The following is a 23,319-nucleotide window of genomic DNA, read 5'->3' on the forward strand; positions in this document are numbered from 1 at the left end:
GACAATCAGTTTAGATCATCATGTTGTAGTGTAGGTAATTCATAATCCACACTGAACCAACAAGAAGAACAGCGATACATAGGATTGTGTAGATGAATGCAATCAAGTTCCAGCGTTGTTCTGATGATGTATTCATGTGTAGGAAATACACAAGCTGTACAAGCACCTGAGCAACCGCTGTAATTGCGATTACAGTCATTAAAATACCACGACTAAAACCACCCGCCATCACCATTCCAAAAGGAATGATGGTGAGGACAACAGACAGGATGAAACCAACCGTGTACTGTTTGAAGTTACCGTGTGATGCACCTGCGGCATTATGGTCATGACCACCCATTAGAGAACTCCCATTAAGTAAACGACGCTGAATACACAGATCCAAACGATGTCAAGGAAGTGCCAGAACAAGCTTAAGCAAGCAAGACGACGTGTATTCGGTAGTGTCAAACCATTCTTCTTGATTTGATACATAAGCACGAGCATCCAAACTAAACCAGAAGTTACGTGGATACCGTGTGTACCAACTAAAGTAAAGAATGCTGATAAGAACGCACTATGAGTTGGACCATGGCCAGCATGTACAAGGTGATGGAATTCATAGATTTCCATCCCAATGAACGATGCACCAAATAAGAAAGTTACAAATAACCAAGTAATTACTTTATTAACGTTCTTTTTATAAGATGCAAGAACAGCAAATCCGAATGTTACCGAAGAGATCAAAAGGGCAAAAGTCTCGGTTAAAACAAAACCTAAAGAATCACCAAAAAGATCTTTCGCACTTGGAGTACCAGGCGGAATATGACTGCTTAATACAGCGAACGCAATGAAGAGTGATCCGAAAAGAATCAAGTCACTCATCAAATATGTCCAGAAACCAAAGACCGTTAAGTCTGTGTCATCGTGTTCGTGATGACCGTCATGACCGTGGTTGTCGTGATGAAGTACTTCAGCCATTTCCTTAGTCCTTCTTCAAGTGTTTTTCAAGTAACGCATAGCGTTCATTTTCAATACGCTCAACTTCTGCAGCAGGTACGTAGTAATCAACATTCTTAGTGAATGAGCTTACGATCAAGCTAACAACTGAAGCAACGAATGAAACAACTACAAGCCACCAAATATGCCAGATCAATGCAAAACCAAGAACAGTAATGAACATTGCAATGATGAAACCAGCTGCACGACTAGTCGGCATATGGATATCTTCATATTTAGTGTCGCGAGCGTATGCTACACCATTTTCTTTGTCAGTCCAGAAGCGGTCGATACCGTCAGCTGCTGGTACATGTGCAAAGTTATAGAACGGAGCAGGAGAAGAGGTAGCCCATTCAAGTGTACGACCATCCCATGGATCGCCTGTGTAGTCCATATTTTGATGACGTTGTAAGAAACCAACGATGATCTGCATAAGGAAACAAGCAATACCGATAGCAATCAATACAGCACCAAACAATGCAATTGCTAAGTATGGATCCCATTCAGGGTTGTCATATGTATTCAAACGACGTGTCATACCCATGAAACCAAGGATATAAAGTGGCATGAATGCAAAGTAGAAACCGATGAACCAGAACCAGAACGCAGCTTTACCCCAAGCTTCATTGAGTTTCCAACCAAACATTTTCGGCCAGTAGAAAATGATGCCGGCAAACATACCAAACACCACACCACCGATAATTACGTTATGGAAGTGAGCGATCAAGAAGAGTGAGTTGTGTACAAGGAAGTCCGCTGGTGGAACAGCCATAAGTACGCCAGTCAAACCACCAATACCAAAGGTTACAAGGAAACCTAGTGTCCAAAGCATCGGTGTAGTATAGGTAATACGACCTTTATACATTGTGAATAACCAAGAGAAGATTTTCACACCTGTAGGGATCGCAATAACCATCGTCATAATACCGAAGAATGCGTTAACGTTTGCACCCGCACCCATGGTAAAGAAGTGGTGAAGCCAAACAACGAACGCAAGAACAGTAATTGCGATAGTTGCATATACCATTGATTTGTAACCGAACAACGTCTTACGAGAGAAAGTTGAAACGATTTCAGAGTATAGACCAAATGCTGGTAACACCAAGATGTATACTTCTGGGTGACCCCAAGTCCAAATCAAGTTCACATATAGCATTGGACTACCGCCAAGCTCATTAGTGAAGAAGTGGAAGCCGAAGTAACGGTCTAATGTCAACATTGCAAGCGTACCTGTTAACACAGGGAAAGATGCAATAATTAACACCGCTGTACAAAGTGATGTCCAAGTGAAAATAGGCATATCCATTAATTTCATGCCAGGTGCGCGCATTTTGATGATGGTAACAAAGAAGTTAACACCAGATAAAAGCGTACCTAAACCTGAAACTTGCAGTGCCCAAATGTAGTAGTCAACACCTACACCTGGCGAGTATTGGATACCTGAAAGAGGAGGGTATGCCATCCAACCAGTCGCAGCGAATTCACCTAAAACAAGTGAAGCCATCATCAAACCAGCAGCACCAGCAAATAACCAGAAGCTTAAAGAGTTCAATAATGGGAATGCTACGTCACGAGCACCGATTTGTAATGGAACAGAAATGTTCATCATACCTACAACGAGACCCATAGCCACGAAGAAGATCATGATTACACCGTGTGCTGTAAAGATCTGATCGTAATGGTCTGGATGTAAGTAACCTTCACCACCGCCTTTAGCGAGGAAAAGTTGTAAACGCATCATAATCGCATCGGCGAAACCACGCAGAAGCATGACTACTGATACGATGATATACATGATACCAATTTTCTTATGGTCTACAGATGTGAACCATTCGTTCCATAAGTATCCCCATTTTTTGAAATAGGTAATACCGCCTAGAACTGCAATGCCACCAAGAGCCATCATGACCATGGTAACGAGTACAATCGGCTCTGTTGGAATAGAATCCCAGCCTAATTTGCCAAAAATCATATCCATGTCTTATTCCCCTTGAGCAGCATGTTCAGCTGCAGCATGAGTTTCTGCTGTTGCATGTCCAGCAGCAGAGTGGTCAGCACCGTGATAATTACTCATGTAGTGGTTGATAATTGTTTCAAACAATTTTGGCTCAACTGAAGAGTAATAAGTCACAGGGTGTGGCTTGTTCGGGAACGGTTTCATAGCTTCAGCTTTAGCAAGTGCTTCTTCATCACCAGCAGCCTTAGCACGGTTTACAAGAATTTCGATCTGATGTTTAGAACGATCGCCATCTTTAAGTGTCGCTAATTCAGCTTGGTCAAGTGTACCTTTTTGAATAGCTTCAGCATTGATACTTGTACCATTACCCGCTTTAACAGCTTCTACCCATTGTGCAAACTCTGGTTCAGTTACACTATGTGCCTTGAAGCGCATTTGTGAGAAACCATAACCTGAATAGTTAGCTGAGAAACCACGGAATACACCTGGTTCATCTGCTAAAAGGTGAAGATGAGTCTGCATACCCGCCATAGCGTAGATCTGACCACCTAACTGAGGAATGAAGAACGAGTTCATTGTGAAGTTAGATGTAATCTTGAAGCTAATAGGTGTTTTTTCTGGGAAGCGTACTTCGTTTACCGTTGCAATGTTTTGCTCAGGATAGATAAAAATCCATTTGAATTGCTCAGCGATGGCTTGAACAGTTAAAGGCGCTTTATCTGACTCTAACGGACGGTAAGGGTCGTACTTGTGGGAACCCCACCAAGTTAACCAAGCTAAAATACCAATAATAATGACAGGAACACCCCAAACAACGATCTCAATTGTCGTAGAGTGTGCCCAAGTAGGTTTATAGTCTGCATCTTTATTCGATGCGCGATATTGCCAACCAAACCATAATGCCATGATAATTGATGGAATTACCACCAAAAGCATTAGATAGATCGCAGTCATCATGAGGTCACTTTGACCTTGACCAACTGGACCTTTATTGTTTAGTAGTACCATATCACCGCCACACCCAGTCAAGAGTGCAGCCATCGTTGATAAAGACAATACAGCTAAAATCGTTTGTCTCATTTTACAACCTCGGTGAAGAGTCCCATTCCCTAATTAAATTATGGGATAGCGATTAAAGTGTCGCATGATTGATAAGAATTTTTTGTGAAATGCTTGTCAATTATCCGACACCGCTACGTTGTAGGGCATTATGCCTCATATTGAAAAACTAAGCTACTGATAAAGTACGCTGAAATGCTTGTTTTCAAACCCGATTTATCTTGTAGGGATTCGGGTTCAGTTGTTATTTTTCTCTATAGATATCAATTTAATATACAAAAAAAGAGGAGTAAATCCTCTTTTTTATATCTTCAGTTATTTATTGCTTTACGACTTTCGTTTTGGCTAATTTATCGTGCAAAGTTTGACGTTTTTTGTTCAACATGAAGAATCCATAATCAATAATTGTGATAAAAGGCATAAATAGTAGATTCAGAATGATGAAAAGTATGCTTCTCACCCAAAAAGCACGAATTGTACTTACATTTGTGGTTGTCTCAGCATCAACGATTTTGATTTTGGCAATTTTCTTTCCAAGACTTTGACCTGATTTTGCAATCATGAATGCCTGTAACATCAACATGATAATAAGATATGCAAAAATACTGATCCATGCTTCATTTGGAATTAATTGAATAAGTTGTTGTTGCAGTTCAACAGCTTTACTAGATGCTACGTCTGTAGCCTGTAATTGTTTTTGAATTTCAAACAATTGAGTGTATTGGCTTTGATCAAAAAAGAAAGAGGGAATTGCTGCCATCGGTAGCCATAGCATTAGATCCAATATTTTTGCCAACGCACGCGACGCAAATGACGCCAGTTCAAATTCATCAGACTTCGTTTCAACTTTAATTTTGAAGCTTGAATTTTCAGCTTCATTTTTAATTGGTGTATTAAAAGGTGAATAACCTACAGGTTCGTATACAAGTTTGCCTTGAGTTAATTCTCCAAGAGTTTTCCATTCAGTCATACCTTCATGCCATGCTAAGTCAGTAAGTAAAACTTGTTGACTTGCGAGCATTTGGTTTACTTGTTCTAAACTGTAAGGTCCAGCTTGTTGATTGTTACGAGCCAAGTAAATTTGCATAATTTTAAAATCTCAAGAACTAAAGATGAAAAAAGACCCTACGAAAGAGGGTCTTTTTCTAATAAAGATTAAGCCTTTTTGATCTGCTCTTCTGCAAGGAAGAACCAAGTATCAAGTACTGAGTCTGGGTTCAATGACACCGATTCAATACCTTGTTCCATTAACCATTTAGCAAGATCAGGATGGTCAGATGGGCCTTGACCACAAATACCAACGTATTTGCCTGCTTTGCGACAAGCATGAATTGCCATTGAAAGAAGCGCTTTAACTGCTGCATCACGTTCATCAAACAAGTGAGAGACAATACCTGAATCACGATCTAAACCTAGTGTTAACTGAGTTAAATCATTTGAACCGATAGAGAAACCATCGAAGTGTTCAAGGAATTGTTCAGCCAATAAAGCATTGGTTGGTAATTCACACATCATGATGATTTTTAAACCATTCTCACCACGCTTTAAGCCATTTTGAGCAAGTAGTTCGATAACACGTTTTGCTTCAGAAACTGTACGAACAAATGGAATCATGATTTGTACGTTAGTTAAGCCCATTTCATCACGCACTTTTTTCAATGCGCGGCATTCAAGCTCAAAACAGTCACGGAAGTTATCTGATACATAACGACTTGCACCACGGAAACCCAACATCGGGTTTTCTTCCTCTGGTTCGTATAATTTACCACCAATTAAGTTTGCGTATTCATTTGATTTGAAATCAGACATACGAACAATGACTGGTTTTTCCGCAAATGCAGCAGCAAGAGTTGAAATACCCTCAACTAATTTTTCAACATAGAACTCAATCGGAGAGGTGTAGCCAGCAGTTCGTGTCATCACTGCTGCACGTGTTTCGCGTGGCAAACTTTCAATATTTAATAAAGCTTTAGGGTGGACGCCAATCATTCGGTTAATAATGAACTCGAGACGTGCAAGACCGATACCTTCATTTGGGATTTGTGCAAAGTCAAATGCACGGTCTGGATTACCAACGTTCATCATAATTTTGAACGGTAGTTTTGGCATAGAATGAATAGAGTTACGTTGAACTTCAAAGTCTAACGCACCTTCATAAATAAAGCCTGTATCACCTTCAGCACAAGAAACAGTGACTTCTTGACCATCAGTTAATACTTCCGTTGCATTACCACATCCAACAATTGCAGGTACACCAAGTTCACGAGCAATAATGGCTGCGTGACATGTACGACCACCACGGTTAGTTACAATCGCAGCAGCACGTTTCATTACTGGTTCCCAGTCTGGGTCAGTCATGTCAGATACAAGTACATCACCGTCTTGTACTTTATCCATTTCTTTAATCGAAGTTACGACGCGAACTTTACCTGAACCGATGCGTTGACCAATAGAACGTCCTTCACAGATAACTGTACCGCGTTGCTTTAACAGGTAACGTTCCATTGTGCCGACATTTTGGCGACTTTTTACGGTTTCTGGACGTGCTTGAACGATGTAGATTTGACCATCATCACCATCTTTTGCCCACTCGATATCCATCGGTGAACCGTAGTGTTGTTCAATGATTAATGCTTGTTTTGCAAGTTCATGAAGCTCATGATCATTTAATGCGAATTGTTGGCGTTCAGGTTTTTCTACATCAACCACAACAACAGATTTACCCGCAGAACCTTCTTCACCATAAATCATTTTTTGGTGTTTAGAACCAAGATTACGACGTAATACTGCATGTTTGCCATTGTTTAAAAGTGGCTTAGATAAGTAGAACTCGTCAGGGTTAACTGCACCCTGTACAACCATTTCACCCAAACCATAAGAGGCTGTAATGAATACAACATCACGGAAACCAGATTCTGTATCAAGTGTAAACATAACACCTGCAGCACCAGTTTCAGAACGAACCATACGTTGAACACCAGCTGAAAGCGCAACAACACTGTGTTCAAAGCCTTGGTGTACACGATATGCAATCGCACGATCGTTATATAAAGATGCAAAAACTTCTTTAATCGCGATCAGGATATTATCGATACCACGAATATTTAAGAAAGTTTCTTGTTGACCTGCAAATGATGCGTCAGGTAAATCTTCTGCAGTTGCAGAAGAGCGTACAGCTACAGCGATGTCTGGATTACCGTTTGAAAGTACTGCAAATGCCTCGCGGATTTCTTTTTCTAATGCGGCGGTCAGTGGAGTATCAACAATCCATTTACGGATTTTTGCACCAGTCTCAGCAAGTGCGATTACATCATCTACATTAAGTTGTGCAAGTTCAGCCTGAATACGAGCGTTTAAACCGCTTTGATCCAAGAACTCACGATAGGCAGCAGCAGTTGTTGCGAAGCCACCAGGTACCGATACACCAGCATTGGATAAATGGCTGATCATTTCACCCAAAGATGAGTTTTTCCCACCTACGAGTTCGACATCGTGTTTCCCTAATTTTTCCAGACCGATTACGCGCGCTTCCAAAGTATTTACTCCACTTTTTTTGCAGTATGAATGACCATCATTGGTATGAAATTATACGAAAGTGCCTAGATTAACCGTTTTACTAAGCGACAGTCATGTTAGATGAGTTTACTATAAAGATTATAGAGCACTAAGACAAATGTTTAAGGAGAATTTTGATGCCCGTAAGTAAAGAAATTAAACGGAGCGTATATTTTATTTCAGACGGTACAGCGATTACGGCTGAAACCCTTGGGCATTCACTACTTGCTCAATTTCCGAACGTTGATTTTGACATTCATATTATGCCTTATATCACCACTGAAGAAGCCGCGATGAACGTTGTTGCTGAGATCAATGCTTGTCAAAATAGAGATGGTTCTTTGCCCCTTGTTTTTGACACTTTGGTTGATCCACATGTTCGAGAAATCATCAACACAGCAAAAGCTGTAAATTTGGATGTTTTTGAAGGCTTAATCAGTAAATTATCTGATGAGCTTGGGACACCACCAACGACTTTAGTTGGTCAAACACATGCAGTAACGGATTCTGAATATTATAAGGCTCGTATTGATGCGGTTCACTTTGCGCTAGACAATGATGATGGTGCAAGAACTCGACATTATGATAAAGCAGATATTATTTTGATCGGAGTATCGCGTTCAGGAAAAACACCAACTTCAATTTACCTTTCTCTGCAATTTGGTATTCGTGTTGCGAATTATCCTCTTACAGAAGAAGATTTAGACGACAATCGTTTGCCTAAAATTCTCAAAGAACATAAGAATAAATTGTTTGGCTTAATGATCGATGCTGAGCGTTTGGTTGCGATTCGCAATGAACGTAAAGCGAATAGTCGTTATTCGAGTTTTAGTCAATGCCAAATGGAGTTGCGTGCGATCGAAGGTATTTATATTTCTGAAGGGATTAAATACTTAAATGTGACTGAAATGTCGATTGAGGAAATTTCAACGCGTGTTTTACAGATGACGGGTTTAAAACGTCGTATTGGATAAGATGAATATTTATTGAGTATAGATAAAAAATCTATACTCAAATTTCTAATAAGAAAAACGGACAGATAAAATGAAAAACATCTTCATTTTTATTGTATTAATATTTAGCTCAATCATTCATGCCGAGACTTTAGCCCAGTTTGAAAGTAGGGTAGTTAAAAATTATAAAGACAAATCTTTTTATGATGTGAATCAGTCAATAGAGACTGAGATAGTGGCTAAAATCCAAAATGATAAGTCAAGCTTTAGTTACTCTTTTCCTGTATTTCAAGATCACTATAATTTGAGAACTCATTATTCTCCTGACAAAAAAATAAAATTTTATAACTTCGATATCGGTGGAGGAGGAACAATGGGGGAGTTCTCTTCTTATTCACAAACACTTATTTACGGAAAGAATGTAGTTACTCCCATTGAGACTGGTTTCATTTTGGATGTTAAACAAAGTTTGTTGAACAAACAGCCAATTTATTTGATTGAAAGTTATTATAAAGGAAGCAGTTGTGTTGGAACCTATGCTATTCAAGGCTTTAAATTATTAGCATCAGGGGAGGTGGAGGTTACAAAGATTTTTCAAACCAAGAAATCGTTGTTGGATCAAATTACAGTTGATTATGATTGTAATCATCATATGGGCAGCAATGATGAGCCTGAATATATTCGTATCAGTAAAGACTTGAGTACCATAGATATTCTTTTATTAAACCAAAATTTCAAACCACTAAATAAGTATTTAAGATATGTCAAAAAAGATGCAGCTTATCAATATTTGGGTACAGTGAAGTAAGTATTTTTCTAAGTCATACTTACTTCATAATTTAGAGTACTTAACTCTGTTTAATTTCCATCAGTAGGCTAAAGTTGTCTAAACGTTTTTGGGTATCGTATATATCACACGTGAAAATAAACTCATCAACATCATATTGTTGGATAATTTTACTTAAGCCTACTTGAACAGTATCTTTCGAACCAATTTGAGCCATCGCATAAAAGTTTTGTATAGCTAGTTGTTCAGCGCTACTTGCAAGACCTTCAGTCGATTTAACAGGAGGTTTAAGTTTTAAACTATCACCACGAATCAAGTTTAAAATACGTTGATAAGAACTAGTTGCTAAATATTGGGCCTCCTCATCCGTAGATGCAACAACAGTTGGAATACCCATTGATACATACGGTTGATCAAGATATTCAGAAGCTTGGAAATTGTCGCGATAAAGTTGAATAGCTTGTCCTAGCATGCGTGGAGCAAAATGTGATGCAAAAGAATAAGGAAGCCCAAGTTTCGCTGCTAACTGAGCACTAAACAGACTCGAACCCAATAGCCAAACGGGTACATGAGTATTTTGTCCAGGTGTGGCAGTAATTTTTTGATTGGGTTGAGGCGCTTTGAAATATTGCAGTATTTCTAATACATCCTGAGGGAATTGGTCTTCAGTCTCTTGGCGACCACGTCGAAGTGCTCGCATAGTTAAAGGGTCTGTGCCAGGCGCACGACCTAAGCCTAAATCAAATCGATTGGGGTAAAGTGTTGCTAGGGTACCAAACTGTTCAGCTACAACGAGTGGTGCATGATTAGGCAGCATAATGCCACCAGAGCCTAAACGAATATGTTGCGTGTGTGCGGCTATAAAACCTAAAAGAACAGCAGTAGCGGAACTTGCGATACCATCCATATTATGGTGTTCAGCTAGCCAAAAACGTTCGTAATTTAGTTGCTCTACATGTTGTGCGAGTTCAAGTGCATGATGAAGTGAAAACTCAATACTTTTATCTTCGCGAACAGGTGCCAGCTCCAAAACTGAAAACTTTATCTCTTGTAATGATTTCATCGAAATAACCTAAAATAATATATCGAAATAATACGATATATTGTTTTTGATGTATATCGAAATTTTTCGATATATTGCCTCAATAATAAAAAAAGCACCCGAAGGTGCTCATATTAAATATTTAAAATCAACGATTTTTGTACCAACCACGGTGTAAACCATTGTCGTGACGGTATTTGTAACGAGAGTTGTAATAACGTCTATCATCGTATGAGCGACGATTTTCATAGCGGTCATCATATCTTCGATTGTCTAGATCACGATCTTGACCTACTTTTTGACCTAAAACAGCACCACCAGCAGCACCTAGAGCAGCACCTACATAACCGCCATTTGTTCCTGCAACATTACGTCCTACAGTATAACCACCGACACCACCTAATCCTCCACCAATAGCAGCTTCAGTTCGATCGCGTTTATTACTTGATGCGGCTGCACCACCTGCACCACCAATCGCTGAACCAATCATAGCTCCAGTATTGCCACCGAGTTGTTGACCGATTGCAGTTCCAACAACACTACCCAGTGCTGAAGTCGCAGCAACACGAGTTGAATTATCCGCATGAGCAACAGACAGCATAGATGAGGTTGCAATAATAGTACTGTATAACCAAATTTTAGATTTCATATCGAAACTCCTTGTCCATTTTTTGGGACAATATTTTTTGCTTGAAACAAATGTAACAAGAATTTTGAGCCAAAATATGGAGTGCAAGCCTCAGAGTTTGATTCTTTTAGAAGGGTTTTGTATCGCTTGTATTACAAATGGAGAAATTGTGAAGATTGCCTATATTGGATATACATACATTTTAACATACAGCAGTATCGGTAAGGAATAGAGTACAATAAACGGAGTTTTTGATTGGATTTAAAAGATGTTGTTGGAAAAAATTTTGCAATCGCAAGGGTTTGGTTCTCGAAAATACTGTCAACAAATTATCAAAAATGGTTCAGTGACGATTGAAAACCAAATTTGTGATAATCCGAAGCAAAATTTCCCAACAGAACATTTAAGTTTTGAAGTTTTTGGCGAAGAGTATTTATTTCGCGAGAATGTTTATATGGTGTTAAATAAACCTAAAGGTTATGAGTGTTCTCACCAAGCAACGCATCATAAAAGCGTATTCAGTTTATTTCCCGAAATTCTTCTACATCGTGGTATTCAATGTGTTGGGCGGTTAGATCAGGATACAACAGGATTATTACTATTAACTGATGATGGTCAATATTTGCAAGCTTTGACCAATCCGCGTAGACATGTTCCAAAAGTTTATCATGTCACAACAGCAGACCCTATTACACTAGAGCAAAAACAGGCTTTAGAACAAGGTGTTGAGCTGAGAAATGAAAAAGGAATTTACGCTGCTACGGATGTTCATTTATTTTCTGAACATCAGCTTTCTATGACGATTCACCAAGGCATCTATCATCAAGTTAAGCGAATGTTAGCTGCAGTAGGGAATAAGGTGGAAGATTTACATCGTCATCAAGTTGGTTTATTAGAATTGCCAAAAATTCCAGAGGGTGAGTGGCTGTATTTATCTGCTACACAAAAACAGCTTAGTCATAATATTGCACTGGAAAAGTAATTATTTGAGGAAGCAATGAAAGGTGTTGAACTCATCATCCCGCATAAAACCCATTTGCTCATAAAGTCGATGAGATTCAATATTGTTTTTTTGAGTTTCTAAACTAATGCGTAAAGCATTTTCGTGTCTTGCAAATAAAATAGCGGTGTCGATGAGTTGTTTTGCCGAACCTTGTTTACGGTAGGATGGGGTTACATAGACATCATCTAAAATATAGTAGGTTTCGCAAGCAACTGATGAGAACGCAAGATAAAGTAAGACAAATCCTGTAAAGACATTATCTTTTACGTGAATAAAGATAACACTTTCCTTATTGTCAAATCGGTGCTTCAAAAATTGGTAGGATTGCTTAATGTTTGCAGAGGCACCATAAAATTGACGATATTCATCAAATAAAACAGCAAGTTGTTCTAGGTCTTCGCGTGTTGCTCTCTTGACAATCATTCCTAAATCCTTGAGTTATAATTTTATTTGGATTGTCAGAATATCTAAAAAGATTCAGCTTAAAAATTAAAAACTTGTTTAAAAATGCAACATTGTTAACTTTTGTCACTTTCACCAAGCAAAGCATTTAGTTCTTCAAACAAATCTTCATGGTCATCTTCTATGTCTGTAGATGTTGAATGATCAGCGGTCGTAGCATTTTTTGATTTTCTTAATTTGAGTAACTGTTCCATGTTGATGTTTTGGTTTTCAATCGCAAACGGGATGGATTTTGTCAAAACTACTTGTTTGAAGAAAAGTCGAACTGCTTGAGCAGGGGAGATACCTAACTGCTTAAAGACAGCAAAAGCTTGTTTCTTTTCCTGTGAATCAAGACGAACCTGATAAACTTCTGTTTTTCTCATGAAAAATATGACCAAATATTTTTTAATTATCGCTAGGTATTTTAAACGATCAAAAGCTAAATTCAATCGTTTTGAGTTGAAATAATGCTTTTTTTGTCATTACGTCATACTTACAATGTCAATTCATAGTTTGATCTAAATATTCTTTGTAAATTGCTGATCGGATCAATAAAACTAATTTCTTTTGCTAACAGTTGAAGTGGATGATTAAAGTCATCGTCTGCTTTATGTAGTACGGTTGGATAAAAAGGATCATTTAGAATAGGAATATTTAGATGATTGAGATGCACCCGAAGTTGGTGTTGTTTTCCAGTTTTGGGTGAAAGTTGATATTTAGCATGTTGGAAATTGTGTTCAAGTAATTCTATAAATGTTTCAGTATTTGCTGTTTTGTCATAGTTCACTCGCATGGTATAGAAAGGATGACCTTTTTCCATGTGTAATTCCAAAGACATTGGAAATTTGATTTCTGGTCGATATGCAGCGATAGCATGATAAGTTTTTTGTACTTTTCGTTCGGCAAAAAGTTGCTGATAGATTCCACGTGATTCTGCTTTCTTACAGAAAAGCACTATGCCTGCAGTTTCACGATCAAGTCGATGTATTGGTGTTAGTTCAGCATATCCCGTTTGTTTTTTTAGTCTTACCAATAATGTTTCTTGAACGTATTGACCTGTTGGAGACATCGTCAGGAAATGTGGTTTATCTACGACAAGCAAATGTTCATCTTCAAATAGAATTTGATGCTCAAATGGCACATGTATTTCATGCGCCAGAAAACGATAATAGAAAATAAAAGTATTGGGCGTATACCTATCTCGAATACTTAATTTCATACCGTCTGAGGCATAAATTAATCCATCCTCAAAGCGTTGTTGCCACTCTATTGCTTGTATATGAGGGAATTGAACACATAAGTATTCAAAAATAGTCAATTCAGAGACATCATTGGGTAGAAAGACTTTACTGGCACTAACACCATTTATTAACGGAGGAGTAAATAGTGATTTTGCTGCTTTCATCATAAGATATTAAAGTAGGTAATTTAAACTGAAGGATGTGGGTAGATATTGTGTTTATTTTTAATGCTGTCATAGCATTCAATACACACTACTGCCATTTGGTTGAAATTACGAAATACATCAGTCATTTCTTGTTCTTGTGTAAAAACATATTCACATGCTAAACACCAACCTTGAGGATTGGTTCGATCTGAAACGTTTTCAATAAATCCTAATGGATGTCCATGATTTTGAACTAAATGCCCACATATGACAGCAGCATAGTTTTGACCGTGGCATGCACAGTCAATTAATAAAGCTTCAGAAGACATATTGATCCTTTAATTTTTGAGATCATAATTGCATTAAAATGTAGCAGCTTTTCTTTACGGATTAGGCTTTAAAGCAGGGCAATGTTATCATAGCTGCCATCCCAATTTTGTTTTATTTGCCATGTCGTATTCAGTGAAATTTACCCTAAATCATGAACAAGACACTCAACGTTTTGCACAAGTCTTATCTCAGCAGATTCGTTCAGGCATTATTTATTTGATTGGTGATCTAGGTGCTGGTAAAACGACTTTCACACGCTACTTTCTTCAGAGTTTGGGGCATCAAGGCTCAGTAAAAAGCCCGACATATACATTGGTTGAGCCTTACACCATCAATGGTCAAGAAGTTTTCCATTTTGATTTATACCGATTAGATGATCCATATGAATTGGAGTTAATGGGTATTAGAGATTATCTTGAAACGCCAAATGGATTATTTTTATTTGAATGGCCATCAAAAGGTGGTGATGAAATTCCACAAGCTGATGTTGTTATTGATATACAAAAATCAGATGATGAATTAACTCGTTTTGTGACATTAGATGTAAATTCACAGCAGCTAGCCGAAACTTTGCAGGAACAATTGCATGGTGCATGATTCAATACGCCGTATTCATACTCTCGATGCCGCACTAGCGAACCAAATTGCGGCAGGTGAGGTAATTGAACGTCCCTCATCAGTGGTCAAAGAATTATTAGAAAACTCGATTGATGCTGGTGCGACTGAGTTGATTATTCGCGTAGCTCAAGGTGGCTCAACACTGATAGAAATCATAGATAATGGTCATGGTATTCATTCAGATGATTTACCTTTGGCTGTAATGCGCCATGCTACGAGTAAAATTAAAACTTCTGAAGATCTTCATGCAATTGTCAGTTTAGGTTTTCGTGGGGAAGCGCTTGCATCGATTGCTGCGGTGTCACGTTTAACATTAACCAGTAGTCAAGATGATCAAGGAATTGGCTATCAGGTTGAAGTGAATGGTACTGCGTTTGATCATCAACAAGTTCAAGCTGTCGCTGCACAGAAAGGAACACATATTCGTGTGCAAGATTTATTTTTTAATGTACCTGCGCGCCGTAAGTTTTTAAAGAAACCAAGTACTGAATTTGGTCATATTGAAGAAATAGTTCGCCGTTTGGCTCTGACTCATTTTGATATTCGTTTTGTTTTAGAACACAACGACAATATTCGCCTGAATTTACCCGTCGCAGATAGTGGAGAGTTACGCTATCAACGTGTTCAACAACTATTAGGTCAACAATTCATTCAAAATGCGTATTGGATAGATGCTGAAAGTATCAATATGCGTTTGTCAGGTTGGTTAGGTCATCCATCTGATGCACGTGCTCAAGCAGACTTGCAATATGTGTATGTAAATGGTCGTATTGTAAAAGATAAAACAATTTCACATGCTTTAAGAATGGCTTATGACGGAATTCTGCATGGTCATCAGCATTCTTCGTACTTACTTTTTTTAGAAGTTGATCCAGAAAATATTGATGTAAATGTACATCCAACGAAGCATGAAATACGTTTTTTGAATCAGCGTGAAGTTCATGAGTTTGTGCGACACTATGCAAAAGAAACCTTGTCACAATTTCAAACTGCAAGTGCTGATTTAGCCCAAGCGATGAAAGTGGAGGAATCCACAACAAATTTTAATTATCAATCGCAACCTAAGTACCAAGAACAATTTAATTTACATCGTAATCATGTTGAAACTGAATCCTCAATAAATGAGCAAAATCAGATTTCAACTGATTTACTCACAGAGTTTAATCAAAGTCGTCCACAGGCTGTGCAATATAATTCAGCACCGCAAGAGCCGCGATACAATGGTTCATTTCAACTCAATAACGCACTAAAAACTTATCTCGCTCCTTTACGAGATGAGAAAACATCATTTGAGCAAGAAGAAACTTCATCTGTGAAAAATGGTGACTTAGAGGGATTTAAAAGTCGAGTAGACGAATTTCCACTCGGTATCGCAATTGCGCAGCTTCATGGAATCTATATATTAGCTCAGAATACTGAGGGCTTAATTATTGTTGATATGCATGCCGCACATGAACGTATTTTGCTGCAACAAATGAAATCAGCATGGGATAAACCTGAATTTTGGACATCACAGCAACTTTTAATTCCAAAAGTTGTTTCTATCACCCGTATGCAAGCCGTGCGAATTGAAGAATTACAACCTCAATTACAGCGTTTGGGTTTAGAAATTAACCAATATGGTGATGAGCAAGTGATTGTACGTGGCGTACCTGCCATTTTACAAAAAGCTGACTTTGATCGTCTGATTCCAGAGCTGTTAAATGATCTTGATCCAAATGATGAAGCAAGAGGCTTATTGCAAAAACGTGATGAACTTTTAGCAGGAATGGCATGTCATGGTGCTGTTCGTGCACATCGTCAATTGAGTTTATCAGAGATGAATGCCTTATTACGTCAAATGGAACAAACTGAATTTGCGAGTCAATGCAACCATGGCCGTCCAACGTGGCGTGCATTCCCACTTCACCAACTAGATAAATTATTTGCTCGAGGAGAGTAGTTCTACATGTCAAATCAATTGCCCGTCATCAATTTAATGGGGCCTACCGCAAGTGGTAAAACAGCATTGGCATGTGAACTTTATGAGCGTGGAAATTTTGAACTAATTTCAGTCGATTCAGCTTTAGTTTATAAAGACATGGATATTGGTACTGCAAAACCAACTAAAGAAGAGCAGGAACAATATCCTCATCATTTGATTGATATTATTACACCATTAGAAGTTTATTCTGCAGCGCAATTCGTCGAGGATGTATGTCCACTGATTGATTATATGCACAAGAGAGGCAAGACCCCGATTTTAGTGGGGGGCACGATGCTTTATTTCAAAGCATTGCTAGAAGGGCTTGCAGATAACTTACCTAATGCAGATGCGAAAACGCGAGAAGAAATCGTAGCAAAAGCAGAACAAGAAGGCTGGCAAGCAGTTTATGATGAATTAGTAGCGGTTGATCCAATTGCAGGGCAGAAATTTAAAGTCTCGGATAAACAACGCATTATTCGTGCGCTCGAGGTGTATAGATTAACTGGCGAGCCGATAACAAAACTACAAGCAGAACAACCTAAAAATCAACCATACCGTTACACTTTTCATAACTACGCTTTGATGCCTGATCGGTTAGAATTACATAAACGCATTGAGCAAAGATTGAGCAAAATGTGGGATATTGGTTTTTTGAATGAAGTGGAGGAGCTAATTGTTAAATACGATTTAAATGACAATTTACCATCCATGCGGTCTGTTGGTTATCGTCAAGCTTTAGATTTTTTATTAAAAAGTGACTTAAGTCTCAAAAATAAAGTAGAAATGGAGAACAAAGCGCTATTTGCGACACGGCAACTTGCCAAACGTCAATACACTTGGTTACGTTCTTTGCAAGAAATACACGATTTTAAAACTTACGTGACGATAAAGCAGGCGAAAGAAGACTTGCGAAACTTCTTTGGATAAAGCAAAATTCGCAGGCTGTCTTTTTATAATTTTTAGTTGAAAAATAAAGATAGTTTTTTTGCGCTGATTTAAAATTTTTTTTGGAGTTAAAAATGTCTAAAGGTCAAACTTTACAAGATCCGTTCTTAAATTCTCTCCGTAAAGAACGTATTCCAGTTTCTATTTTCCTTGTGAACGGTATTAAATTGCAGGGGCATATTGAGTCTTTTGACCAATATGTTGTTTTGTTAAAGAACACTGTAAGCCAAATGGTTTACAAACACGCTATTTCTACAGTTGTTCCTGCGCGTAACCCTCGTCCAGCTGGTGCTCAAGGTACTGGTGGCTTCCCAGCTCAAGGTGCTACAGGTGGCTTCGGTGGTCAAGGTGCTGCTGGTGGCTTCGGTGGTCAAGGTGGTGGCTTCGGTGGTCAAGGTGGCTTCGGTGGTCAAGGTGGCGGCTTCGGCGGTCAAGGTGGCTTCGGTGGTCAAGGTGGCTTCGGTGGTCAAGGCGGCTTTGGTAGCCAAGGTGGCTTTGGTGGTCATCAAGGTGGCTTCGACAGCGAAACTAAATTCGAAGATGGTCAAGAAGACGAAAATAATCGTTAATTGATAATGATCGTTAAGAAAATGCCAGTCTAATTTCAGACTGGCATTTTTTTGTGTTTAAAAAGTCAGAATAAATATTATGGAAATGATTATTGCCGCTGCGTGTTGCAGTGTACTGGTATCGATTTTATTAAAGTTTTTAAAAACAAAAGGTTTTGATGTCTTTCAAATGATCGCATGGAATTATTTGAGTGCAAGCATCTTATGTTTTTATTGGTTTAAAACTGACATCACGCATATCTCAATTCAGAATACTCCTTGGTGGCTTATTTTTCTTTTAGCTATTTTACTCCCTAGCATTTTTTTATGCTTAGCTAAATCATTGCAATTTGCTGGAATTCTTAAAACTGAAATAGCCCAAAGATTATCAGTTGTACTTTCTTTACTTGCGGCCTACTTTATATTTTCAGAACAATTTAGCCAGTTAAAATTAATTGGTGTCGGTGTTGGGATAATCGCAGTCTTCGCTATTATTTTTGGACAGGCGACTGAGAAATCGCTTAAAGGCACCAGTGTAAGATCAGTGCTTTTCCTGTTAAGTGTTTGGGCTGGATATGCTGCAATTGATGTATTGCTTAAATATAGCAGTACTTTAGGACTGCAGTTTGCAGTGACATTAAATTTAACATTTATAGCTGCATTTATTTTATCAATTGGCTATCTCGCATTTGCGCAACCAAATTGGCAACCTAAAAATATATTTATGGGTCTACTTCTTGGTGGGGTAAATTTCGCGAATATTGCCTTGTATGTAAAAGCACATATGATTTTTAAAGAGTCACCTGCAATCGTATTTGCTGGAATGAATATTCTTGTCGTAATGTTAGGTGTAGTTAGTGGCGTAGTGTTGTTTAAAGAAAAACTAACTACTTACACATGGATTGGTTTATTTACTGGAATATTTGCAGTGCTGTGTTTAGCTAAATCAATGATGAATTAAGGGAGCTTTAACTCCCTTAAATTAAAATTATAAGCGAGTGAATACGACTTGATCTGGCAGTCGCGATTTAGGCAATTTTGCATTAAAGTCATTTTCACTACGATAACCTAGAGAAACAACAACGGATGCCTTTAAACCTTTTTCAGCTAATCCAAATTCTTGATTGATAGTATCTCGATCAAAGCCTTCCATTGGGGTTGCATCAATTCCTTCTAATCCTGCAGCGAATAGTAGTTGCCCAAGGGCAAGATAAGTTTGATTCTCCATCCAAGCAGATAGATTTTTGAGTTCATTGCGATAAAACTCAACATAGCCTTTACGAGTATCTCGTTGACCTTGTTTTGCGGTTTCATCTTTGAAGCGACCATTTAGTTCATCTTGTTGTAGTAATTGTTCTAAGTATTCAGCGCTGATATCTGTACGAGTACAAAATACAAGAGTATGCGAAGAATTTAAAACTTTTGCTGAATTATAAATATAATTACCAGTCAGGGCTTTCGCAATTCTTTGTTTCGCCTCATCGGTTTCAGCAATTAAAAAGTGCCAAGGTTGAATGTTTACTGAAGAAGGGCTGAAACGCAGAACTTCGAGTAGTTTTTCAAATTGTTGTTGTGGAATTTTTTTCTCTGCATCATATGCCTTTGTTGCATAGCGTGTTTTGGCAGTAACTAGAACATCCATCCGTCTTTCACTCAATTATAAATTTTAATGATTTTACTTGATATTAATTACATCGAAAGTAGCTAAATGTGATTTTTTATAGAGATTTAAGTTTTACGAACGGTGAATAAGTTAGTCAAAAAAATTCTACGTATTTACTCGATTAATATGACCATTTTTTGAAATCGAGCTTAAAGTTTTCTTGCTCATTTATCTCAAGTATCCAAGCCGTATCTTCACGCCAATCACCAAGGACAATACGCTTTTTATTAATAACTTCGTGAATTTCAGGGCGATGGGTATGACCGTGGATTAAGAAATCTACTTGATGAATTGCATTTTCAACGGCATGCAGATTCACATCCATAATGTCATAACTTTTTAGTTGTTTAGTTTCACTACTTTTTTTACGAAAACCATTGGCAAGTTTTTGTCTAAAATTTAAAGGTGTGCTCTTTAGAATGCCCAATAAGATTGGATTACGTATCACTTTGCGAAAACGTTGATAAGCAACATCATCGGTACATAAAGCATCGCCATGTTCGAGGCGAAACTTCCTATGATTAATTTCTAGAATATAAACATCAGGTAAAAGCGTAGCATTAAATAGTGCTAAAAACTTCTTACCCAAAACAAAATCTCGATTTCCAACTTGGAAATAAACATGATTATTCGCAGCTGTGAATTCTTGTAAGGCTGTAATAATTTCATCTAGCCATGGGGCACTATAATCATCACCAATCCAAGCATTAAACCAATCACCTAAAATATAGAGTTGAGTGTTTTTATTTTTATATTCTTTTAATAAAGCCAAAAACCCTCGAACGAGTCGAGGGTGATCAGGTGACAAGTGTAAATCTGAAATAAACAGATAAGTCACAAAGAATCCTGTTGGATAAAATTATTCAGAGATAATTTTAGCAGATTCGATAACTACATTCTCTAAAGGAACATCAGCATGGTAACCACGGTTACCAGTACGGACACCTTTAATTGCAGCTACAACATCCATACCTTCAACAACTTTACCAAATACTGCATAACCCCAACCTTGTGCTGTTTTACCAGTGTGGTTTAAGAAAGAGTTATTTTTTACGTTGATAAAGAATTGAGCTGACGCAGAATGAGGAGCTTGCGTACGCGCCATAGCAATTGTGCCTTCATCGTTGCTTAAGCCGTTGTCAGCTTCATTTTCGATAGAATCACGAGTAGCTTTTTCTTTGAAGTTTTCGTCCATGCCACCGCCTTGGATCATGAAACCATCAATCACACGGTGGAAAATTACGCCGTCATAGAAACCGTCACGTACATATTCTAAGAAATTTGCAACCGTTTTTGGTGCTTTTTCAGCGTTAAGCTCAAGAACAATACGACCTTTGTTGGTGTTTAATTCGACTTGAGGAAAACTCATTACATTAATCTCCTAAACATGGGCAAATTGACCATGGGTTTTTGGTTGAGAGAAGCATAAGCAAACTGTAAACTACAAGGCAAGTAAAAAACGTTAAAATCTTTGATAAAAACCAAAGTTTGCGTTTTAATTTTCTATTTTTTAACAAGCAAGAAGTGATTTACACCTTATGAAGCCAAATGATGTTGTTTCAGAACTGCCAAAGACCCCGACGAATACTCATGCCTCTGTCGATGCTGCGCAGCAAGAACAACAGGCAGGCTTAGATTTCGTTCGCCAAGTAATCACTGATGATTTAAAAGAAGGTCGTACTCAGAAAGTCGTGACACGTTTTCCACCTGAACCAAATGGTTATTTACATATTGGTCATGTAAAAGCGATTTGCCTAAATTTCGGTATTGCCGAGGAATTTAACGGTTTATGTAATCTGCGTTTTGACGATACTAATCCTGATGCCGAAGATCAAGAGTATGTAGATGGTATCGCCAATGACGTGAAATGGCTCGGTTTCGCCTGGAATGGTGAACCTCGTTATGCTTCTGGCTATTTTGATCAACTTTATACATGGGCGGTTCAGCTCATTAAACAGGGTGATGCTTATGTCGATCTGCAAACGCCTGAAGAAATTAGACTTAATCGCGGTAACTTTGTAGAGCCAGGCAAGAACTCACCTTATCGTGATGCTACCGTAGAAGAAAACTTAGCGCGTTTTGAACAAATGCGTAACGGTGAAATTCAGGAGGGTGGTGCTGTTTTACGTGCCAAAATTGATATGGCTAGCCCAAATGTTCACATGCGTGATCCGATCCTTTACCGTGTATTACATTCAGAACATCATCAAACAGGGGGTAAATGGAAAATTTATCCAATGTATGACTATGCTCATCCATTATCTGATGCTATCGAAGGGATTACACATTCTTTATGTACATTAGAGTTCCAGGATCATCGTCCATTCTATGACTGGATTGTTGAAAAAGTTCACTCTGATGCAGTTCCTCGTCAGTATGAGTCTTCGCGTCTAAATGTGGATTATACGATCACCTCTAAGCGTAAACTACGTAAATTGGTTGAGGGTGGTTATGTGAATGGGTGGGACGACCCACGTATGCCTACTGTTGTTGGTATGCGTCGTCGTGGTTTTACTCCAGAAGGTTTACGTGATTTCTGTAAGCGTGTAGGTGTGTCTAAAACGGATGGTATTGTTGATGTAGCAATGCTTGAATTCTGTATTCGTCAGTCATTAGAAAATACCGCAGCACGTGGAATGGCTGTACTAAATCCACTTAAAGTGACTCTGACGAATTTAGCTGAAGAGTTAGATCTAACGCATGCCCGTCATCCAAACGTAGATATGGGTGAGCGAATTATCCCTTTAACTCGTGAAATCTATATTGATCGTAAGGATTTTGAAGAAATCCCACCTAAAGGTTTTAAACGTTTAATTCCAGATGGTGAAGTACGCTTACGTCATGCTTATGTGATCAAATGTGATGAAGTGATTAAGGATGCGAATGGTGAAGTTGTTGAACTTAAATGTTCAATTGATCCTGAAACTTTAGGTAAAAACCCTGAGGGGCGTAAAGTTAAGGGGGTTATTCATTGGGTATCAGCAACTAAAGGCGTACCTGCTGAAGTTCGAATCTATGATCGTTTGTTTACTGAAGCGGCACCTGATGCAGATGATGACTTCTTGGCAAATCTTAATCCTGAATCATTAAAAGTTGTGCAAGCTGTTATTGAACCTGCTTTAGCTCAAGCAAAGCCTGAAGATCGTTTCCAATTTGAACGAGAAGGGTATTTTGTTGCAGATCAGCATGATCATAATGCTGATAAGCCTGTATTCAACCGCATTCTTGATTTGAAAGATAGTTTTAAAGTCGATAAGAAATAAGACAGCAAAAAGGGGGAATATCCCACTGCTGTCCCACAAATATCACAAGAAGAACCTCAATTGAGGTTCTTCTTGTTTTAGCCATTTTTTATCAGGCACAAAGAGTGACCTTAAAAGTTTCCTTTCAAATAAATTGACCTGAATAATTCTCAGTAAACGCTGAACACTCCATCCTTCTTGTGCCATGTGTTTA

Annotated in this window: 24 protein-coding genes and 1 pseudogene; 9 read left to right on the plus strand and 16 right to left on the minus strand. The window is 38.3% G+C overall.

Annotated features, from left to right (window positions below):
• Positions 1–10 precede the first annotated feature (10 nt).
• The 6 genes from ACSC97_RS10385 to ppsA form a co-directional block, all read right to left on the minus strand.
• The gene (locus ACSC97_RS10385; RefSeq protein ID WP_279679661.1) at positions 11–340 is read right to left on the minus strand and encodes a cytochrome o ubiquinol oxidase subunit IV; all 330 of its coding nucleotides are present in this window, start codon (positions 338–340) and stop codon (positions 11–13) included.
• On the minus strand, positions 340–960 hold the full coding sequence (gene cyoC, locus ACSC97_RS10390) for a cytochrome o ubiquinol oxidase subunit III (RefSeq protein WP_279679660.1): 621 nt from the start codon (positions 958–960) through the stop codon (positions 340–342). The genes ACSC97_RS10385 and cyoC overlap by 1 nt, the downstream gene beginning before the upstream one ends.
• Positions 961–964: 4 nt before the next feature.
• Positions 965–2,956: a cytochrome o ubiquinol oxidase subunit I gene (cyoB, locus tag ACSC97_RS10395; RefSeq protein ID WP_125299188.1), complete on the minus strand. Its 1,992-nt coding sequence runs from the start codon at positions 2,954–2,956 to the stop codon at positions 965–967.
• A 3-nt stretch (positions 2,957–2,959) separates the two neighbouring features.
• On the minus strand, positions 2,960–4,015 hold the full coding sequence (gene cyoA / locus ACSC97_RS10400; RefSeq protein WP_004955080.1) for a ubiquinol oxidase subunit II: 1,056 nt from the start codon (positions 4,013–4,015) through the stop codon (positions 2,960–2,962).
• A gap of 298 nt (positions 4,016–4,313) precedes the next feature.
• Positions 4,314–5,081 carry an RDD family protein gene (locus ACSC97_RS10405; RefSeq protein WP_436660830.1) on the minus strand — a complete coding sequence of 256 codons (768 nt, stop codon included), beginning with the start codon at positions 5,079–5,081 and terminating at the stop codon, positions 4,314–4,316.
• 68 nt (positions 5,082–5,149) lie between these two features.
• Positions 5,150–7,528, minus strand: a complete 2,379-nt coding sequence (gene ppsA, locus ACSC97_RS10410; RefSeq protein ID WP_004912155.1) for a phosphoenolpyruvate synthase — start codon at positions 7,526–7,528, stop codon at positions 5,150–5,152.
• A gap of 158 nt (positions 7,529–7,686) precedes the next feature.
• Between ppsA and ppsR the strand changes: the two genes are divergently transcribed.
• Both ppsR and ACSC97_RS10420 read left to right on the plus strand, forming a co-directional pair.
• The gene (gene ppsR, locus ACSC97_RS10415; protein WP_004912152.1) at positions 7,687–8,523 is read left to right on the plus strand and encodes a posphoenolpyruvate synthetase regulatory kinase/phosphorylase PpsR; all 837 of its coding nucleotides are present in this window, start codon (positions 7,687–7,689) and stop codon (positions 8,521–8,523) included.
• A 70-nt stretch (positions 8,524–8,593) separates the two neighbouring features.
• A complete protein-coding gene (locus ACSC97_RS10420; RefSeq protein WP_416688605.1) occupies positions 8,594–9,310 on the plus strand; it encodes a hypothetical protein in 717 nt (238 codons plus the stop codon).
• Positions 9,311–9,350: 40 nt separating this feature from the next.
• Here the strand turns inward: ACSC97_RS10420 and ACSC97_RS10425 are convergent, their stop codons facing one another.
• The gene (locus ACSC97_RS10425; RefSeq protein WP_419377946.1) at positions 9,351–10,352 is read right to left on the minus strand and encodes an LLM class flavin-dependent oxidoreductase; all 1,002 of its coding nucleotides are present in this window, start codon (positions 10,350–10,352) and stop codon (positions 9,351–9,353) included.
• Positions 10,353–10,479: 127 nt separating this feature from the next.
• Positions 10,480–10,980: a hypothetical protein gene (locus tag ACSC97_RS10430; protein WP_004955072.1), complete on the minus strand. Its 501-nt coding sequence runs from the start codon at positions 10,978–10,980 to the stop codon at positions 10,480–10,482.
• A 247-nt stretch (positions 10,981–11,227) separates the two neighbouring features.
• Here ACSC97_RS10430 and ACSC97_RS10435 point away from each other — a divergent pair, with 247 nt between their 5' ends.
• Complete coding sequence (locus ACSC97_RS10435) at positions 11,228–11,941, plus strand: pseudouridine synthase (protein ID WP_436660833.1); 714 nt, start codon at positions 11,228–11,230, stop codon at positions 11,939–11,941.
• Here the strand turns inward: ACSC97_RS10435 and ACSC97_RS10440 are convergent, their stop codons facing one another.
• The 4 genes from ACSC97_RS10440 to ACSC97_RS10455 all read right to left on the minus strand — a co-directional run bounded on the left by ACSC97_RS10440 (position 11,942) and on the right by ACSC97_RS10455 (position 14,122).
• Positions 11,942–12,385: a GNAT family N-acetyltransferase gene (locus tag ACSC97_RS10440; protein ID WP_004912141.1), complete on the minus strand. Its 444-nt coding sequence runs from the start codon at positions 12,383–12,385 to the stop codon at positions 11,942–11,944.
• 95 nt (positions 12,386–12,480) lie between these two features.
• Positions 12,481–12,789, minus strand: a complete 309-nt coding sequence (locus ACSC97_RS10445; RefSeq protein WP_004912139.1) for a type II toxin-antitoxin system RelB/DinJ family antitoxin — start codon at positions 12,787–12,789, stop codon at positions 12,481–12,483.
• Between the two features lie 110 nt (positions 12,790–12,899).
• Positions 12,900–13,814, minus strand: coding sequence for a pseudouridine synthase (locus ACSC97_RS10450; RefSeq protein WP_436660836.1), 915 nt, complete (start codon positions 13,812–13,814; stop codon positions 12,900–12,902).
• Between the two features lie 20 nt (positions 13,815–13,834).
• Positions 13,835–14,122 (minus strand): hypothetical protein, encoded by a 288-nt coding sequence (locus tag ACSC97_RS10455; protein WP_004962871.1) that lies wholly within the window; start codon positions 14,120–14,122, stop codon positions 13,835–13,837.
• Positions 14,123–14,243: 121 nt separating this feature from the next.
• Here ACSC97_RS10455 and tsaE point away from each other — a divergent pair, with 121 nt between their 5' ends.
• The 5 genes from tsaE (at position 14,244) to ACSC97_RS10480 (ending at position 19,161) form a co-directional block, all read left to right on the plus strand.
• On the plus strand, positions 14,244–14,720 hold the full coding sequence (gene tsaE, locus ACSC97_RS10460; RefSeq protein WP_042893077.1) for a tRNA (adenosine(37)-N6)-threonylcarbamoyltransferase complex ATPase subunit type 1 TsaE: 477 nt from the start codon (positions 14,244–14,246) through the stop codon (positions 14,718–14,720).
• Entirely contained in the window at positions 14,710–16,683 is a 1,974-nt protein-coding gene (gene mutL, locus ACSC97_RS10465; protein WP_436660839.1) for a DNA mismatch repair endonuclease MutL, read from the plus strand. Before tsaE ends, mutL begins: the two co-directional genes overlap by 11 nt.
• Before the next feature lie 6 nt (positions 16,684–16,689).
• Complete coding sequence (miaA, locus tag ACSC97_RS10470) at positions 16,690–17,634, plus strand: tRNA (adenosine(37)-N6)-dimethylallyltransferase MiaA (protein WP_404489364.1); 945 nt, start codon at positions 16,690–16,692, stop codon at positions 17,632–17,634.
• A 92-nt stretch (positions 17,635–17,726) separates the two neighbouring features.
• Complete coding sequence (hfq, locus tag ACSC97_RS10475) at positions 17,727–18,221, plus strand: RNA chaperone Hfq (RefSeq protein WP_004912128.1); 495 nt, start codon at positions 17,727–17,729, stop codon at positions 18,219–18,221.
• Positions 18,222–18,300: 79 nt separating this feature from the next.
• Positions 18,301–19,161 carry a DMT family transporter gene (locus ACSC97_RS10480; RefSeq protein WP_129263239.1) on the plus strand — a complete coding sequence of 287 codons (861 nt, stop codon included), beginning with the start codon at positions 18,301–18,303 and terminating at the stop codon, positions 19,159–19,161.
• 27 nt (positions 19,162–19,188) lie between these two features.
• Here ACSC97_RS10480 and ACSC97_RS10485 read toward each other — a convergent pair whose 3' ends face one another.
• The 3 genes from ACSC97_RS10485 to ACSC97_RS10495 form a co-directional block, all read right to left on the minus strand.
• Complete coding sequence (locus ACSC97_RS10485) at positions 19,189–19,842, minus strand: oxygen-insensitive NAD(P)H-dependent nitroreductase NfsB (protein WP_004955032.1); 654 nt, start codon at positions 19,840–19,842, stop codon at positions 19,189–19,191.
• 142 nt (positions 19,843–19,984) lie between these two features.
• Positions 19,985–20,701 (minus strand): UDP-2,3-diacylglucosamine diphosphatase, encoded by a 717-nt coding sequence (locus tag ACSC97_RS10490; RefSeq protein WP_005402377.1) that lies wholly within the window; start codon positions 20,699–20,701, stop codon positions 19,985–19,987.
• 21 nt (positions 20,702–20,722) lie between these two features.
• Positions 20,723–21,232 (minus strand): peptidylprolyl isomerase, encoded by a 510-nt coding sequence (locus ACSC97_RS10495; RefSeq protein WP_004638567.1) that lies wholly within the window; start codon positions 21,230–21,232, stop codon positions 20,723–20,725.
• Between the two features lie 169 nt (positions 21,233–21,401).
• Between ACSC97_RS10495 and ACSC97_RS10500 the strand changes: the two genes are divergently transcribed.
• Positions 21,402–23,126, plus strand: coding sequence for a glutamine--tRNA ligase/YqeY domain fusion protein (locus ACSC97_RS10500; protein WP_436660843.1), 1,725 nt, complete (start codon positions 21,402–21,404; stop codon positions 23,124–23,126).
• A gap of 42 nt (positions 23,127–23,168) precedes the next feature.
• On the opposite strand, the pseudogene ACSC97_RS10505 reads toward ACSC97_RS10500, so the two are convergent.
• A pseudogene (locus ACSC97_RS10505) lies at positions 23,169–23,319 on the minus strand (IS4 family transposase); the annotation flags it as partial.

The organism is Acinetobacter sp. P1(2025) (assembly GCF_051390655.1).
Classification (GTDB): Bacteria; Pseudomonadota; Gammaproteobacteria; order Pseudomonadales; family Moraxellaceae; genus Acinetobacter; species Acinetobacter junii.